At 55.7% G+C, this 14,820-nt stretch carries 15 protein-coding genes and 1 tRNA gene; 5 read left to right on the top strand and 11 right to left on the bottom strand.

What is annotated here, in order from left to right; all coding sequences use genetic code 11:
- Window positions 1–18 precede the first annotated feature (18 nt).
- The 5 genes from J1778_RS17700 to J1778_RS17680 all read right to left on the bottom strand — a co-directional run bounded on the left by J1778_RS17700 (window position 19) and on the right by J1778_RS17680 (window position 4,003).
- Window positions 19–771: an amino acid ABC transporter ATP-binding protein gene (locus J1778_RS17700; RefSeq protein ID WP_217174284.1), complete on the bottom strand. Its 753-nt coding sequence runs from the start codon at window positions 769–771 to the stop codon at window positions 19–21.
- Window positions 771–1,421: an amino acid ABC transporter permease gene (locus J1778_RS17695; RefSeq protein WP_420804093.1), complete on the bottom strand. Its 651-nt coding sequence runs from the start codon at window positions 1,419–1,421 to the stop codon at window positions 771–773. Before J1778_RS17695 ends, J1778_RS17700 begins: the two co-directional genes overlap by 1 nt.
- A 2-nt stretch (window positions 1,422–1,423) precedes the next feature.
- Entirely contained in the window at window positions 1,424–2,089 is a 666-nt protein-coding gene (locus tag J1778_RS17690; RefSeq protein WP_217174282.1) for an amino acid ABC transporter permease, read from the bottom strand.
- A 24-nt stretch (window positions 2,090–2,113) separates the two neighbouring features.
- A complete protein-coding gene (locus J1778_RS17685) occupies window positions 2,114–2,905 on the bottom strand; it encodes a transporter substrate-binding domain-containing protein (protein ID WP_152324668.1) in 792 nt (263 codons plus the stop codon).
- Between the two features lie 258 nt (window positions 2,906–3,163).
- Window positions 3,164–4,003: a MurR/RpiR family transcriptional regulator gene (locus J1778_RS17680; protein WP_217174281.1), complete on the bottom strand. Its 840-nt coding sequence runs from the start codon at window positions 4,001–4,003 to the stop codon at window positions 3,164–3,166.
- A gap of 201 nt (window positions 4,004–4,204) precedes the next feature.
- Between J1778_RS17680 and J1778_RS17675 the strand changes: the two genes are divergently transcribed.
- From J1778_RS17675 to hpxZ, 4 genes are read left to right on the top strand one after another with little or no spacing between them, the layout of a single operon-like run.
- The gene (locus tag J1778_RS17675) at window positions 4,205–5,791 is read left to right on the top strand and encodes a gamma-glutamyltransferase family protein (RefSeq protein WP_217174280.1); all 1,587 of its coding nucleotides are present in this window, start codon (window positions 4,205–4,207) and stop codon (window positions 5,789–5,791) included.
- Between the two features lie 25 nt (window positions 5,792–5,816).
- Entirely contained in the window at window positions 5,817–6,011 is a 195-nt protein-coding gene (hpxX, locus tag J1778_RS17670; RefSeq protein ID WP_217174279.1) for an oxalurate catabolism protein HpxX, read from the top strand.
- Between the two features lie 14 nt (window positions 6,012–6,025).
- On the top strand, window positions 6,026–7,429 hold the full coding sequence (locus J1778_RS17665; protein ID WP_217174278.1) for an AtzE family amidohydrolase: 1,404 nt from the start codon (window positions 6,026–6,028) through the stop codon (window positions 7,427–7,429).
- Window positions 7,430–7,482: 53 nt separating this feature from the next.
- Complete coding sequence (gene hpxZ, locus J1778_RS17660) at window positions 7,483–7,866, top strand: oxalurate catabolism protein HpxZ (protein ID WP_217174277.1); 384 nt, start codon at window positions 7,483–7,485, stop codon at window positions 7,864–7,866.
- 645 nt (window positions 7,867–8,511) lie between these two features.
- Here hpxZ and puuE read toward each other — a convergent pair.
- Genes puuE through J1778_RS17645 form a run of 3 tightly spaced genes read right to left on the bottom strand, consistent with a single transcriptional unit; the run spans window position 8,512 to window position 10,935 of the window.
- On the bottom strand, window positions 8,512–9,450 hold the full coding sequence (gene puuE, locus J1778_RS17655) for an allantoinase PuuE (protein ID WP_217174276.1): 939 nt from the start codon (window positions 9,448–9,450) through the stop codon (window positions 8,512–8,514).
- Window positions 9,443–10,201 (bottom strand): aspartate/glutamate racemase family protein, encoded by a 759-nt coding sequence (locus J1778_RS17650; RefSeq protein WP_217174275.1) that lies wholly within the window; start codon window positions 10,199–10,201, stop codon window positions 9,443–9,445. The genes puuE and J1778_RS17650 overlap by 8 nt, the downstream gene beginning before the upstream one ends.
- Entirely contained in the window at window positions 10,201–10,935 is a 735-nt protein-coding gene (locus J1778_RS17645; RefSeq protein WP_217174274.1) for a GntR family transcriptional regulator, read from the bottom strand. The genes J1778_RS17650 and J1778_RS17645 overlap by 1 nt, the downstream gene beginning before the upstream one ends.
- A 177-nt stretch (window positions 10,936–11,112) precedes the next feature.
- On the opposite strand from J1778_RS17645, the gene J1778_RS17640 reads away from it, so the two are divergent.
- Complete coding sequence (locus tag J1778_RS17640) at window positions 11,113–12,615, top strand: NCS1 family nucleobase:cation symporter-1 (RefSeq protein WP_217174273.1); 1,503 nt, start codon at window positions 11,113–11,115, stop codon at window positions 12,613–12,615.
- A gap of 83 nt (window positions 12,616–12,698) precedes the next feature.
- On the opposite strand, the gene J1778_RS17635 is transcribed toward J1778_RS17640, so the two are convergent.
- The 3 genes from J1778_RS17635 to aguA all read right to left on the bottom strand — a co-directional run bounded on the left by J1778_RS17635 (window position 12,699) and on the right by aguA (window position 14,818).
- Window positions 12,699–12,775: transfer RNA gene (locus tag J1778_RS17635), tRNA-Asp, on the bottom strand.
- Window positions 12,776–12,914: 139 nt separating this feature from the next.
- Window positions 12,915–13,652 (bottom strand): DNA polymerase III subunit epsilon, encoded by a 738-nt coding sequence (dnaQ, locus tag J1778_RS17630; RefSeq protein WP_217174272.1) that lies wholly within the window; start codon window positions 13,650–13,652, stop codon window positions 12,915–12,917.
- An 80-nt stretch (window positions 13,653–13,732) separates the two neighbouring features.
- Window positions 13,733–14,818, bottom strand: coding sequence for an agmatine deiminase (gene aguA, locus J1778_RS17625; RefSeq protein WP_217174271.1), 1,086 nt, complete (start codon window positions 14,816–14,818; stop codon window positions 13,733–13,735).
- Window positions 14,819–14,820 lie beyond the last annotated feature (2 nt).

Raw genomic sequence — 14,820 nt, 5'->3', positions numbered from 1 at the left:
AGTTAATCCTTTACGATGTTAGCTTGCGGCAGCCTCATTAAGGCCGCGTACGGATGCTATAAATTGTTTTAACTCCGGCGTTTGCGGGTTAGCAAACAGCGCCCGGCTTTCGCCCTGTTCCCACACGGTGCCCTGATGCATAAACACCACGCGGTCGCCCACTTCGCGGGCAAAATTCATTTCGTGCGTCACCAGCACCAGCGTCATGCCTTCTTTCGCCAGTTGCTCAAGCACTTTCAATACTTCGCCGACCAGTTCCGGATCCAGCGCCGAGGTGATTTCATCACACAGCAGCACTTTCGGGTTCATCGCCAGCGCACGGGCAATCGCCACACGTTGCTGCTGGCCGCCGGAAAGATTCGACGGGTAATAATCCATGCGATCCGCCAGCCCGACTTTCGCCAGCATCTGCGCGGCCAGTTCACGGCATTCAGCAGCGGACTTTTTCAGCACGCGTCGCGGCGCCAGCATGACGTTTTCCAGCGCGGTCATGTGCGGAAAAAGATTGAAACTCTGGAACACCATGCCGACGGAACGACTGATATCACGCGCCTGAGAATCGCGGTCGGTGATGGTCATCCCGCCCAGTTTGATGCTGCCTTCCTGATAGCCTTCCAGCCCGTTCATGCAGCGCAACAACGTGCTTTTGCCTGAACCGCTGCGGCCGATAATCGAAATCACTTCGCCGCTGTCGATATCCAGATCCACGCCTTTCAGCACGTGGTTCTGACCGTAAAATTTCTGAACCTGATTGATGGTGATCAGTGGCATTACTGTTTCTCTCCACGTAATGATTTTTCTAAATGCTGGCTGTAACGGGACAGCGGATAGCACATCAGGAAGTAGCCCAGCGCCACTAATCCAAACACTTTGAACGGCTCATATGTCACGTTGTTCAGCATGGTTCCGGCTTTGGTCAGCTCGACAAAACCGATAATCGAGGCCAGAGCGGTGCCCTTTACTACCTGCACGGAAAATCCGACGGTCGGCGCAATCGCGATCCGCAAAGCCTGCGGGGTGATGACACGCCATAACGTCTGAGTGAAATTCAGGCCGAGGCAGCGCGACGCTTCCCACTGGCCTTTGGGTAACGCGGCAATGCTGCCACTCCAGATATCCACCAGATACGCGCTGGTATACAGCGTCAGCGCCAGCGCGGCAGCCGTCCACGGGCTGACGTTGATACCAAACAGGCCAAGCCCGAAGAACGCCAGAAACAGCTGCATCAGCAGTGGCGTGCCCTGAAACAATTCGGAATAAAGACGCACAAACCGCGTTAGCCAGCGCCGTTTGGTCAGGCGCATCAACAGCAACGGCAAGGTCACCAGCGTGCCGCCGATAAACGCGGTCAGCGACAACAGCAAGGTCCAGCGCGCGGCCAGCAGCAGATTGCGCACAATGTCCCAGTCAGTGAAGGTCATCATCAGTTTTCACTCCCAAAGACACGGCGACCGGCCAGCAGCAACAACTGACGCATCGCAACAGACAGCAACAGATAGAACAGCGTGGTGACCAGATACACTTCAAAACTGAGGAAAGTGCGCGACTGAATTAAGTTCGCGGCAAACGTCAGTTCTTCAAAGGACACCTGCGACACCACGGAAGATCCGAGCATCACGATAATGCACTGGCTGACCAGCGACGGATAAATGCGCTTCAGCGACGGCGGCAGCACGATGCGCAGGAACGTCTGACTGCGCGTTAATCCCAGCACCCGCCCGGCCTCCCACTGGCCTTTTGGCGTCACCTGAATACCGGCGCGGATAATCTCCGTGCTGTACGCGCCGAGGTTAATCAGCATCGCCAGCAGCGCCGCTTCACCGGCGGTCATTTTCAGGCCAATGGCTGGCAGACCAAACACAATGAAAAACAACTGCACCACAAACGGCGTATTACGGATGGCTTCGACATAAATGCCCCAGACTGTCCGCAGGGTTTTATGGTTGCCGCAGCGGATGGCTGCGCCGCAAATTCCTATTGCGACACCGCCAACCGTTGCCAGTACCGTCAGCTCAATGGTGGTCCATAATCCGGCCAGCAGTTCCGGCATATAAGGCCACAGCGCGCTAAAGTTAAGCTGATAGGTCATGAAAAATCTCCGTCAAAACCCTGATCACGCGCCGATGGAAGCCGGCAGCGGTGCCTTCATCCATTTTTCAGACAGCGTATTCAGCGTCTTGTCTTTGATGCCTTCGGCGATCAGTTCATTCACTTTGTCTTTCAGCGCCGGTTCATCTTTACGCAGACCGACGTAACACGGCGAGTCTTTCAGCATCACTTTCGAAACCGGGGCTTTGGCCGGGTTCATGCGGGCTACGGCCGCCACCACCAGATTACCGGTGGCGATGTATTCCACCTGACCTGAAAGGTAGGCCGACAGCGTGGTGTTGTTGTCTTCGTAACGCTGAATTTTGGCGTCTTTCGGTGCCACATCGGTCAGTGCCAGATCCTCCACCGCGCCACGGGTCACGCCGATGGTTTTACCGGACAGTTCTTTCAGATCCGCCAGTTTGTCACCCTGCGCGCCAAACACGCCGAGGAAGAACGGTGCGTAAGCGTTACTGAAGTCGATGACTTTTTCCCGCTCAGCGTTTTTGCCGAGGCTGGAAATCACCAGATCGACTTTATCTGTTTGCAGATAAGGTACGCGGTTGGCGCTGGTGACAGGCACCAGTTGCAACTTAAGTTTCATCTTATCGGCCAGATACTGCGCCATGTCGATGTCATAACCTTCCGGCTGCAAATCCTTGCTCACCGAACCAAACGGCGGGAAATCCTGCGGAACGGCCACGCGCAACACGCCACGTTTCTGAATATCCTGCAACTGATCGGCCATAACGCCCGATGCCTGAAGCACCAACATTGCCGCACCTGCCCATGCCAACAGCCGTTTGTTCATGTTCATAGATTATCTCCGGTGAAAAGTTTTTGGAACGATAGATTCTTATATTTAAAACTTTGCAACGAATGTGCCAAAAACGACGCAGCAGAAAAAATGTGCGCAAAGTCACGGTGAGACAAGGAATTACCGGTTCAGAGGAGAAAGCAGAAGGCACTTTTTTGCCCTGAATCAGGGCAAAAAATGTGAAAGAGTGAAAAGCTGGATGCACCGTAATTGTGCGAAAGCACCAGAAAAGCGCTCAGTTTGTCCCTGAATCGGGAATCAGCGCTGCTCCAGCTCATCCAGATCGTTATACATATCGCTTATCTGATGAATGCGCTGACGGCCTGAAGCGAGTATATCGTGCAACAACGCATTGCTGAGTAAATTCGCCAGACTCATGGCAGAAGAGTAGCTGTCGAACGCCGATACACTGTCGAGCGGTGCGGCCAGATGCCAGGTCGCCAGCGGAATAAGGGTCTGCGCCTGCGGCTCGCAAATCAGCAGCACCGGCACGCCAAGTGACTGTAACTGTGTGAGAATCGCCTTCGCCATGCGTGGACGGCGCCGGAAAGCAACGAAAATCACCACGTCCTGCGCGGTGAGATCAACCAGTTCTTCCGCCAGCGTTTGCCCCGGCTGCGGCATCATCATCACGCCTGCGCGCACCTGAATCAGCTGCTGACGCAAATGCAGCGCCACCGGATAACTGTTACGAAACCCCAGTAACCGCACCTGCCGCGCCTGACTCAGGGCGGTGATCAGCTCGCCAAACTGTGCGCCATCAATCTGATTGATCCACTGCGTCAGATTGGCCATTTCCTGTTTATAGTGCCTTGATAACAAAGTGTTACCTTGCACCGCGTCACGGCTGTCGGTCAGCGGCATACCGCTCTGGCGCAGGGTGCGCATTTCATCGCGCATATCGCGGTAACTCGGGTAACCAAGACGCTTAAACAGGCGGCTGACCGTGGCTTTCGACACGCCGCTGAGCCGCGCCAGCTCCGCGCTGTTGTAGCTCATCAGGTCATCAATGCTGGCAAAAATAAAGTCAGCCACCCGCTGTTCCTGCGGCGTCAGTTCTGCGTAATGGTCACGCAGACGCTCATCAATCTGTTTCATCTCTGGCCCTTTTGTAACCAATGTTTCAGTAAATCAGCGGAACATACCATGCACTATGCTTGCCAATGCAAGCTAAATTATGAGTGAAAGTCTGAAGGTTTTGCCGATGTGGAACACCTCTTGCTTAAGTTAATCCCTACGCGCCCACATTCCTGCATGCGCGGGCAGCATAAAAAAAAGCGTTTCAAAAAAGGACATCGCATGATTAACAGTAACAGCGCACCGCTGGGCATGGCGGTTACACCTCATCATCTGGCGAGCCAGAGTGCGCTTGCGGTATTGCGTGAAGGCGGCAATGCCATTGAGGCAATGGTGGCCGCGGCCGCCACCATTGCCGTGGTCTATCCGCACATGAACGGACTGGGCGGCGACGGTTTTTGGCTGATTGTGCCCCCGCAGGGCAATCCGGTGGCGATAGACGCTAGCGGTGCCGCCGGCTCGCTGGCCTCTCTCGATTTTTACGCCGGTGAAACGCACATTCCGCACCGTGGCCCGAAAGCGGCACTGACGGTCGCAGGCACCGTGGGCGGCTGGCAGGAAGCGCTGAATGTATCGGCTGAATTTGGCGGCGAGCAAAAACCACTCTCGCGCCTGCTGCGTGATGCCATCCGCTACGCCGCTGACGGCATTCCGGTGACCGCGTCGCAGGAAGCCGCGACCCGCGCCAAGCAACACGAACTGAAAGATTTCCCCACCTTCGCCGACGTTTTTCTGCCTAACGGCGAGGTGCCGCGCGCCGGGAACCGTTTCACGCAACCGCAACTGGCGCAGACGCTATCCATGCTGTGCGAAGACGGGCTGAACAGTTTCTATCGCGGTGAGCTGGCCGACAATATGGCCGCCGACATGGAAAAGCTCGGTATGCCGGTCACCCGCGCCGATCTTGCTGCTTACAAGCCGCAGCGCCGTGTGCCGCTGCGCCTCAAACACAGCAAAGGCGAAATCTACAACCTGACGCCACCGACGCAGGGGCTGGTTTCGCTGGCGATCCTCGGCCTGACTGACCGTCTGCCGCTGGAAACCATGGATGAAAGCGCGACGATCCACAGCATTGTCGAAGCCACCAAACTGGCATTCGGCCTGCGCGACCGTTTCATCACCGATCCGCGCATGATGACCCAGGACGCCCAGAGCCTGCTGGATCCGCAGTATCTCGACGCCCTCGCCACCCGCATCAAACCGCACAGCGCCGCCGGCTGGGGCAAAGGTAAAGGACCGGGCGACACCGTCTGGATGGGTGTGATGGACAGCAGCGGGCTGGCGGTCTCATTTATCCAGAGCATTTATCACGAGTTCGGCAGTGGAGTCGTGCTGCCGGGCAGCGGCGTGCTGTGGCAAAACCGCGGCGCATCCTTCAGCCTCGACGCCGGTCATTTACTGGCGCTGGCACCGGGCAAGCAACCTTTCCATACCCTCAATCCTGCTGCCGCACGTTTATACGACGGCCGCACGATGGTTTACGGCTCGATGGGCGGCGACGGTCAGCCGCAAACGCAGGCCGCCGTGTTTATCCGCCATGTGGTACAGGGACAATCCTTGCAGCAGGCGATCAGCGGTCCGCGCTGGCTGCTGGGTCGCACCTGGGGCGAAAGCACGGATTCACTGAAACTGGAAGGACGTTTCGCCTATCCGACGCAGGCTGGACTGAGACAGCGCGGTCACGACGTCGAACTGTTGCCAGATTTCAGCGAAGCCGTAGGCCATGCCGGTGCGATTGTCCGCCATACCAACGGCATGTTTGAAGGTGCCTCCGACCCGCGCAGCAACGGCAGCGCCGCCGGATTTTAAACATAAGCATTGATAAGGAAGCAGCATGAAAAATACCCCCGCAGCCACCGACTGGGCCGCTTATATCCGCCAGATGGAAACCGTGCTGGCGCTCGAACTCGACGACGCCCGTCGTCAGGAATTGCTGGTACAGTTCAGCCGTATCGCCCAGATGGCACAACCGCTGATGGATTTACCGTTCGATTCGCGACTGGAAATTGCCGGGGTGTATAGAGCATGAAGAGTGTATCGCGCATGAAATCCTTTGATAGCTTTACCGTTGGTCAGTTACATCAGGCGGTTGCGCAGGGTGAAATCTCTGCGACAGAAATTGCCAGCGCCACGCTCGACGCCGTCGAACAGGCCAATCCGGTCATCAACGCGTATACACATATCACCCGCGAGCGCATGCTGAGTGAGGCCGCAAAAGTCGATAAAACCCGCGCCAGTGGTGCCGCACTTGCGCCGCTGGCAGGCATCCCCTATGCGGTGAAAAATCTGCTGGACGTCGCCGGTGAAGTCACGCTGGCAGGCGCGAGCCTCAACAGCAGCAACGCCGCCGCCCGCCATGATGCGTGGACGGTTTCACGCCTCGCCGCCCAAGGCGCGATGCTTTCCGGCATGCTCAACATGGATGCTTACGCATACGGTTTCACCACTGAAAACAGCCATTACGGTGCTACCCGTAATCCGCGGGATCTGGCGCGTGTCGCCGGAGGATCGTCCGGCGGTTCAGCCGCGGCAGTCGCTGCCGGTCTGGTGCATTTCACCCTCGGCAGTGACACTAACGGCTCGATCCGCGTACCTGCATCACTGAGCGGTATTCTCGGCCTGAAGCCGACCTTCGGGCGTATTTCACGTCGCGGCAGCCAGCCGTTTGTCGCCAGCCTCGATCATATCGGCCCGATGGCGCGGTGCAGCGAGGATCTGTCGCAGGTCTATGACGCGATTCAGGGCACAGATCCGCAGGATCACTTTCAGGCAGATAAACCCGTTACCGCCACGTTTTCTCAGCTCGCACGCGGCCAGCAGGGTTTGCGCACCGCGGTACTGGGCGGATATTTTTCTACCTGGTGCGATGACCACGCTAAAGCGGCGGTGCGTCAGATTGCGCAGGCTCTGGAGGCGCAGGATGAAGTTGAATTGCCGCAGGCCGAACTGGCGCGTTCAGCGGCATTTATCATCAGTGCTTCTGAAGGCGGTAATCAGTATTTGCCAAAACTGCGCAGCATTCCGCAGCAGTTTGAGCCATTATCCCGCGAGCGTTTACTGGCCGGTGCGATGATCCCGGCGGCGTGGTACGTACAGGCACAGCGTTTTCGTCAGCATTTTCAGGAACAAATCTTGCCCCTGTTTGATCACTGGGACATTTTGATCGCGCCGGCCACGCCATGCCCGGCGACGCTGATTGGTCAGGACACGATCAGAATTAACGGTGAGGATCTGCCAACACGTGCCAATATGGGCATGCTGACACAGCCGATTTCATTCCTCGGTTTACCGGTGGTGACGGTGCCGGTCACGACATCAGCCGGCCTGCCGATTGGATTACAACTGATTGCCCCGCCGTGGCGTGAAGACCTGTGCCTGCGCGCTGCACGGGCATTGGAATTACAGGGAATAGTGAACGTCAGCAGTTCTCCGGTGATGCCCGCGTAAAAACCTGCATCCCCGTTTTCCAGGGTGAAGTAAAAAGAGTAAAGAGACGAATCATGAAAACTGAACATATCGACCGCCCGGCGATCCTTGCCGAAATGAATGCGGCATTTTATCGCTATGAACAGGCGCTGATCACCAACGATACCGCCGTACTCGACGAACTTTTCTGGCACGACCCGCGTACCGTGCGCTACGGTGCGGGTGAAAATCTTTACGGCATTGAAGCCATCCGCGCGTTCCGCTCAGCGCGCTCGTCACAGGGGTTGAACAGGGATCTGGTCAACACCACCATCACCACGTTTGGCGATGACATGGCGGTGGCCAGCACGGAATTTCGCCGTGAAGGCAGCGATAAAATTGGCCGTCAGCAGCAGACGTGGGTGAAGATGGCGAGTGGCTGGAAGATTGTGGCGGCCCATGTGAGTCTGATGGTTTGACCGAACCATTGGGCGGTTCAGCTTTGGAAAGCTGAGGAAACTTTTTTTCGGTTTCACCGAAGGGGAGTTTTGGTTACCACGGAGGGGAAACCTGACCGGTGACAATTTCGGTTTCTCAATAATAGCGATCACTTATCGCGCTGCGCCGAAACCGCCCAAGAGAGGGAAGTGCTTTCCCTCTCTTGGATCTCTCCCCGCTTTTTCAACCAGCGCTATCGCTCGCTGGCTATGTTTCAGGTATCACAGAGTCAGGCTGGAAATCTTGCCGCTACGCGGTTCCCTCTCTCGGTCCTGAAGCCTCAGGTCTTCAGGCCGCTCCGTTCGGCAAGATTTCTGAATCGCCCGTGGGCTTTTTAAAAAATATAGTGAGGTTGTGAAGTTGAAGCCTGAGGCCGGTTCCAAAATCGCGCCAGAGGAGAGGTGGAAAACCGCGCGTCTTTTTGCGCGGGTTGTAACCCGAACGGAGGGCACCGCGGAGCGGCGAGATTTTGCGGCTATCGCTATGGCTTATGAAACATAGCCAACGAGCAGAGCGCGCAGTGAAAAAGCGCGGGAGTCCAGAGGGCGCGCGCTTACACGTCCTCTGGGCCAGTTTGGGCGGCGAGCCCAAGGTTTTGAATTTGAATTTGAATTTGAATTTCGCGATTAAACACCGAAATGTTTAACCCAATGGTCGGCAATGTCCTGCCGCTTACAAACCCATACGCGATCATGCGATTCGACGTAATCGAGAAACCGCTGTAAAGCGCGAAATCTCCCGGGGCGTCCCAGGATCCGGCAGTGCATCCCGATCGACATCATTTTCGGCGAGGTTTCCCCTTCTTCGTACAACACGTCAAAGGTGTCTTTGAGGTAAGTGTAAAACTGCTCTCCGGTATTGAACCCCTGCGGAGAGGCAAACCGCATGTCGTTGGTTTCCAGCGTGTACGGGATCACCAGATGCTGTTTAGTTTCACCATTTTCCAGTTTCACCGGCGTCCAGAAAGGCAGGTCATCGCCGTAATAATCGCTGTCATACTGGAATCCGCCAGACTCCGCCACGAGCTGACGCGTGTTCGGGCTGTCGCGGCCGGTGTACCAGCCGGATGGCGCTTTGCCAAACAGGTCGCGCAGCACGGTGATGGCTTTTTGCATATGTTCCGCTTCTTCGGCTTTGCTCATATTCTGATAGTGGATCCAGCGCCAGCCGTGGCTGACGACGTCGTAATCCGCTGCTTTGATCGCGCTGACGATTTCCGGATTGCGCGCCAGCGCCATCGCCACACCGAAAACGGTCAGCGGTAAGCCGCGTTTCTGAAACTCATTGTGGATGCGCCAGAAACCCGCACGGGAACCGTATTCGTAAAGGGAATCCATCGACATGTGACGGTCTGGGAAACTGGCGGCACCGATGATGTCAGAGAGGAATTGTTCGGAACCGGCATCACCATGCAGAACGTTATTTTCTGCGCCCTCTTCGTAATTGAGGACAAACTGCACCGCGATACGGGCGTTGCCCGGCCAGTTGGCGTGGGGCGGGCGTCCGGCGTAGCCGATTAAGTCGCGCGGGTAAGCATCAGTAAAACCGTAATCAAAATCAGACATAATGTTCTCTCAGATTCAGTCCGGCAAAACGACCAGACAAAGGTTTTTTCAGCGGATAATCCAGATCACCGTGTTTACTGGTCGTCAGGCGTAAAGACGCCAGTGACTCGACCATTTTGACCGCCGCGCTGACACCGTCGATCACCGGTATATTCAGCTCAAGCGTCAGTTCCTGCGCCAGATCGGCCATTCCGCCACAACCCAGCACAATCGCCCCGCTGCCGTCGGATTTTTTCGCCGCAATACATTGCTCGCGCACTTTCTGTTGCGCCAGCCCGCTGCCGTCCTCCAGTGATAAGACGGGTAAATCAATAGCGTGCAAAGCGGCGCAATGACGCTCAAATCCGTACTGATGCAGTAAATGCCGGGCGATGGTCAGCGTGCGCGGCAAGGTCGTGACGACAGAGAATCGCGTCGCCACCATTGTCGCCAGATGCATCGCCGCTTCGGCAATGCCGACAACCGGCGCACGCACCAGTTCGCGGGCAGCCAGTAAACCGGGGTCACCGAAGCAGGCAATAATGTGCCCGCCGACACCCGCATCCCGCCCGGCTTTTATCTGCTGCAATACGCCGAGCGTGGCAATCGCTTCATCGAAATGTCCTTCAATGGAGGGCGCACCTTCTTCAGGACAGACGGCCAAAATTTGCGTATCCGGCGCCGCCACCGAACGGGCGGTTTGCGCCATCACTTCGGTCATCGCCAGACTGGTATTGGGATTGATCAGTTGTATACAAAGTGAATTCGCCATCAGTCGGTGCCCTTTTCTGTGACCGGCATCTGAGCGGCAAAAATCTGCGCGAAATCAGGCGTCGGCCCTTTGTTTTGCTCAAAGCGCAGGCTGGCGACGATGCTGTCAAAATGCTGCGCCATGCTGTCGGACAACGCCGCCGTGTCGCGTTTTTTCAACAGTTCCAGCAGATCGTCGTGATCATGGCAACGGCAACCCTGCTGCCACGGCGCGCCCCAGGCAGCGATCGCCAGTGAAGATCGCAATGTGAGCTGAGAGACAGATTCGGTCAGGACTTTATTGCCGGAAATGGCCTGAAGCTGGACGTGAAAAGCAGCAGACAGACGGATTGCCGCAGCACCGTCCCGTTGGTCATGGGCACGCTTTTCTTCCTGCACCAGTTTCTTCAGGGCGACCAGATGTGTCGACTGACAACGGGCAATCACCAGCGGCAGGTTGGCGCATTCAAGAATTTTACGGGTCGAGAAAACGTCGCGAGCCTCAGCAGCATCCGGCGCGGTCACATACGCACCACGCTTGGGCAATATCGTCACCAGTTGCACTGCGGCAAGGCGTTGTAACACCCGACGGATACCGGTGCGGCTGACGGAAAATACCTCAGCCAGCGCTTCTTCCGGCAGTTTGTTGCCCGGCAAAAGCTGGTGTTCCACAATAGATTTCACCAGCGCGTTATAAATATGGTCGTCCTTATCCTCGGTAAAATAGGCCGTATTAAGCCCGTTCCAACTGGTCATTGCCGTTACTCCGTATACCGTTCGAGAATTTAATCGTATACATGAAAGTTAATTTTTGTATACAAAAAGTGAAATTTGGCCTGATTCATGCAGTGCTCCCGTGACTGCTTTTTAACTTTTGGCAGCCGGTCTCCGGCTTCCGACTTTCACATGTTGTTTATGACAGGAGCACGATTTATGCCAAATCAGGAAATCACCTCCGCCACGGCGTCATCTGAGCACAGCGCCGGGATCATCAAACCTTATTACAGCCCGAAACTGTGTAACGATGATTTAGCGCCCACGCGTGACCAGAACTGGAGCTGGTACAACATATTTTCTTTCTGGATGTCCGATGTGCACAGCATGGGCGGCTATGTGGTCGCCGCGAGTTTCTTCACCCTGGGTCTGACCAGCTGGCAGGTGTTGCTGTGCTTACTGTGCGGGATTTGTATCGTGCAGATTTGTGCCAACCTGGTGGCGAAACCGAGCCAGCAGGCCGGTGTGCCTTACGCAGTGATTTGCCGTCAGGCATTTGGGGTATTCGGGGCGAATATTCCGGCGGTGATCCGCGGGCTGATCGCCTTCGCCTGGTACGGCATTCAGACCTATCTGGCGGCAAACGCGTTAATGCTGGTACTGCTGAAATTCTTCCCCGCGCTGACGTCAATGACCGTTCCACACTGGCTCGGATTGTCGGCGCTGGGATGGGTATGTTTCGGCATTATGTGGGTGCTTCAGGCGATGGTGTTCTGGCACGGCATGAGTGCGATTAAGCGTTTTATCGATGTGGCGGGCCCGGCGGTATATGTCGTTATGCTGTTGCTGGCAGGCTGGATTTTGTATAAAACCGGACTGAGCAATATCTCCTTTACGTTATCAACCAAAACCCTGACGGTCGGCCAGCAAGGTTGGGAAATGCTGACTGCTACGGCGCTGGTGGTCTCTTATTTCTCTGGTCCGCTGCTGAACTTTGGCGACTTCTCCCGCTACGCCAAAAGCATGGGTGAAATCCGTCGCGGTAACCGCTGGGGTCTGCCGTTTAACTTTCTGCTGTTCTCAATTGTGACCGTGGTGATTGTTTCAGGGACGCAATCGCTGTTCGGCCAGATGATTACCGATCCTATTGAAACCGTCAGCCGCGTGGGCAACAGTGTGGCAGTGGCGCTGGGTCTGCTGACCATGATCATCGCCACCATCGGTATCAATATCGTGGCGAACTTCGTGTCGCCGGCATTCGACTTCTCTAACTGTTCACCGCAGAAAATCAGTTTCCGTACCGGCGGGATGATCGCCGCTGTCGGGTCTGTGCTGCTGACGCCGTGGAATCTGTTCCAGTCACCGGAAATTATCCACTATACGCTGGACGTCCTGGGGGCATTTATCGGGCCATTGTTCGGGATTTTGCTGGCGGATTATTATCTGATCAAACGCGGTCATATGGATGTCGATGCGCTGTTTAACGCCACGCCTTCAGGCCGTTACTGGTATCGCAACGGGTTCAACCCGAAAGCGATTGCTGCCCTGGTGCCTGCAGTGGTGATTGGTCTGGTGATAAGCTTTACGCCGGGCCTGCATCAGGTGGCGAACTTCAGCTGGTTTATCGGCGCATTTCTGTCTGGCGGTTTCTATCGTTACATCGCCCGTCATGATCGCGTAGCCAGCGGCGCAATGGGCTATATGAAAACCGAAACGGAGTAACAGCCTGATACAAGGAAGGAAATAGCCAGGATGGCAGAAACGACGAAGCCCTGAGTGATTTCTCACTCAGGGCTTCTGAATAGTGGCGGAACGGACGGGGCTCGAACCCGCGACCCCCTGCGTGACAGGCAGGTATTCTAACCAACTGAACTACCGCTCCGCGTTTTGTTCTGGTTAAGAACGGAGCGGATATTAAGGAATGCCCGCCCTTACGTCAATGCTTTTCCTGATATTTTCAATCAACCGCACAGTTTTTCCGCAGGCTGGATATTTTCAATCCAAAAGTCAGGGAAAGTGGCTTACGAACGCCACAAACAACTGCCGCCCTTTTTCACCACCAGATCCAATCTTTCTTCGTGCCACGCCAGTTCCTGCTCATTTGCCGCGATCACTTTTAACCCTGAAGCAGGACGCGCCACGCGCTGGATCCCGAGCCCGTCTGCACCGGTATTTTGCTCGCCTTCGTGGGTAAATTTAATGCTGGTCTGGCCGCCGGTCATCATCAGATAAACTTCGGCAAGAATTTCGGAGTCAAGCAATGCGCCGTGCAGCGTACGTTTACTGTTATCGATCAGGTAACGATCGCTCAGGGCATCGAGGTTATTACGCTTGCCGGGGAACAGCTTACGCGCCATCGCCAGGCTGTCGGTGATTTTACAGAACGTCTCGGTTTTCGGCAGATTACGGCCGAGCATATCGAATTCGTAATCCATAAAGCCGATGTCGAACGTCGCGTTATGAATGACTAATTCGCTGCCGCGAATGTACTCGATAAAGTCATCAGCTACCTCGGCGAAAGTCGGCTTATCGGCGAGGAATTCGTCACTGATACCGTGAACGCCGAAGGCTTCCGGATCCACCAGACGATCGGGTTTGAGATAAACATGGAAATTGCGCCCCGTCAGACGACGGTTAACCACTTCAACAGCACCGATTTCGATAATCCGGTGCCCTTCGTAATGGACGCCGAGTTTATTCATACCGGTGGTTTCAGTATCGAGAACGACGATCCTGTTAGATGTGTTTTGTAAATCCATGGGTCATTTTCCAACGCTGACGGTCAATGGCAAAAACAGTCTGCCCGGCACGAATACAGACACGCGCCGGGCACTTTATCTTACGCGGGGATTTGCTGCGTAATGCAGTGAATGTTACCACCACCCAGCAGAATTTCACGGGCCGGAATACCGGTGATTTTATAATCCGGATACATTTGCGCAAACATTGCTTCAGCCAGCTTATCGGTTCTCGCATCGAGCAACGGGAAGATGATGTGGTTATTGCTGATCAGGTAATTGACATAAGACGCCGCCAGACGGTTACCTTCCACACGTTCAATCGCCGTACCCGGCAATACGCCAATCGTCTCTTCTGCGGTGGCGTGCATCACAGGAGGCGAAGGCATTTTCCAGATTTTCAGGCTGCGCCCTCTGGCATCTTTCGTGGCTTCCAGCACTTTTAAGGCGGCGGCAGAGCGCGCGTACTGCGGGTCTTGCTCGTCGTCAGTCCAGTGCAAAGCGACTTCACCCGGACGCACGAAGCAGCACATATTGTCGATGTGTCCGTCGGTTTCGTCGTTAAATACGCCGTCTTCCAGCCAGATGAATTGCTTCACGCCGAGGTATTTCTGCAACTGCGCTTCAATGTCAGCTTTGGAAAGATGAGGGTTACGGTTCGGATTGAGCAGGCATTCTGCTGTGGTCAGCAGGGTGCCTTCGCCGTCGACATGAATGGAACCCCCTTCCAGCACCAGATCCGTCGACACATAAGGAATGTGCTGATAGTTCGCCACCTGACGGGCTACCAGCTGGTCGCGTTCCCAGCTCGAATACAGACCGCCGTTAAAGCCGCCCCAGGCGTTAAATGTCCAGTCGATGGCCAGACGCTCGCCTTGCGGATTGACCACGATGGTCGGGCCCGTATCGCGCATCCAGGCGTCGTCGCTTTCCATTTCCACCAGCGTAATCTGCGCAGGCATCACTTCACGCGCATTTACCATTTCCGCTGCGGGAACGGCCATCAATACCGGCGTGGTGGTGGCAATCGCGGCAGCCACGTTGGCGAAAGCCAGCTGTGCCGGACGCCCGTTAGAGCGCCAGTTATCGGTGCGGTAAGGCCAGATCATCCAGACAGCCTGCTGCGATGCCCATTCAGCGGGCATCGCAAAACCTTCAGCCTGAGGATTGATATCAATAGAAGACATCA

Origin of the sequence: Rahnella bonaserana, from assembly GCF_019049675.1 — a bacterium.
Classification (GTDB): domain Bacteria; phylum Pseudomonadota; class Gammaproteobacteria; order Enterobacterales; family Enterobacteriaceae; genus Rahnella; species Rahnella bonaserana.
Note: the sequence above shows the minus strand (reverse complement) of the source record. Positions and strands in the feature narration are given on the sequence as shown.

Excerpts from the sequence above, each read along its gene's own strand:
- J1778_RS17675 (WP_217174280.1), top strand. The coding sequence starts at position 4,205 with ATGATTAACAGTAACAGCGCACCGCTGGGCATGGCGGTTACACCTCAT.
- J1778_RS17695 (WP_420804093.1), bottom strand. The coding sequence starts at position 1,421 with ATGACCTTCACTGACTGGGACATTGTGCGCAATCTGCTGCTGGCCGCG.
- J1778_RS17640 (WP_217174273.1), top strand. The coding sequence starts at position 11,113 with ATGCCAAATCAGGAAATCACCTCCGCCACGGCGTCATCTGAGCACAGC.
- J1778_RS17685 (WP_152324668.1), bottom strand. The coding sequence starts at position 2,905 with ATGAACATGAACAAACGGCTGTTGGCATGGGCAGGTGCGGCAATGTTG.
- aguA (WP_217174271.1), bottom strand. The coding sequence starts at position 14,818 with ATGTCTTCTATTGATATCAATCCTCAGGCTGAAGGTTTTGCGATGCCC.
- J1778_RS17700 (WP_217174284.1), bottom strand. The coding sequence starts at position 771 with ATGCCACTGATCACCATCAATCAGGTTCAGAAATTTTACGGTCAGAAC.
- J1778_RS17680 (WP_217174281.1), bottom strand. The coding sequence starts at position 4,003 with ATGAAACAGATTGATGAGCGTCTGCGTGACCATTACGCAGAACTGACG.
- hpxX (WP_217174279.1), top strand. The coding sequence starts at position 5,817 with ATGAAAAATACCCCCGCAGCCACCGACTGGGCCGCTTATATCCGCCAG.
- J1778_RS17645 (WP_217174274.1), bottom strand. The coding sequence starts at position 10,935 with ATGACCAGTTGGAACGGGCTTAATACGGCCTATTTTACCGAGGATAAG.
- J1778_RS17690 (WP_217174282.1), bottom strand. The coding sequence starts at position 2,089 with ATGACCTATCAGCTTAACTTTAGCGCGCTGTGGCCTTATATGCCGGAA.
- J1778_RS17665 (WP_217174278.1), top strand. The coding sequence starts at position 6,026 with ATGAAATCCTTTGATAGCTTTACCGTTGGTCAGTTACATCAGGCGGTT.
- J1778_RS17650 (WP_217174275.1), bottom strand. The coding sequence starts at position 10,201 with ATGGCGAATTCACTTTGTATACAACTGATCAATCCCAATACCAGTCTG.
- puuE (WP_217174276.1), bottom strand. The coding sequence starts at position 9,450 with ATGTCTGATTTTGATTACGGTTTTACTGATGCTTACCCGCGCGACTTA.
- dnaQ (WP_217174272.1), bottom strand. The coding sequence starts at position 13,652 with ATGGATTTACAAAACACATCTAACAGGATCGTCGTTCTCGATACTGAA.
- hpxZ (WP_217174277.1), top strand. The coding sequence starts at position 7,483 with ATGAAAACTGAACATATCGACCGCCCGGCGATCCTTGCCGAAATGAAT.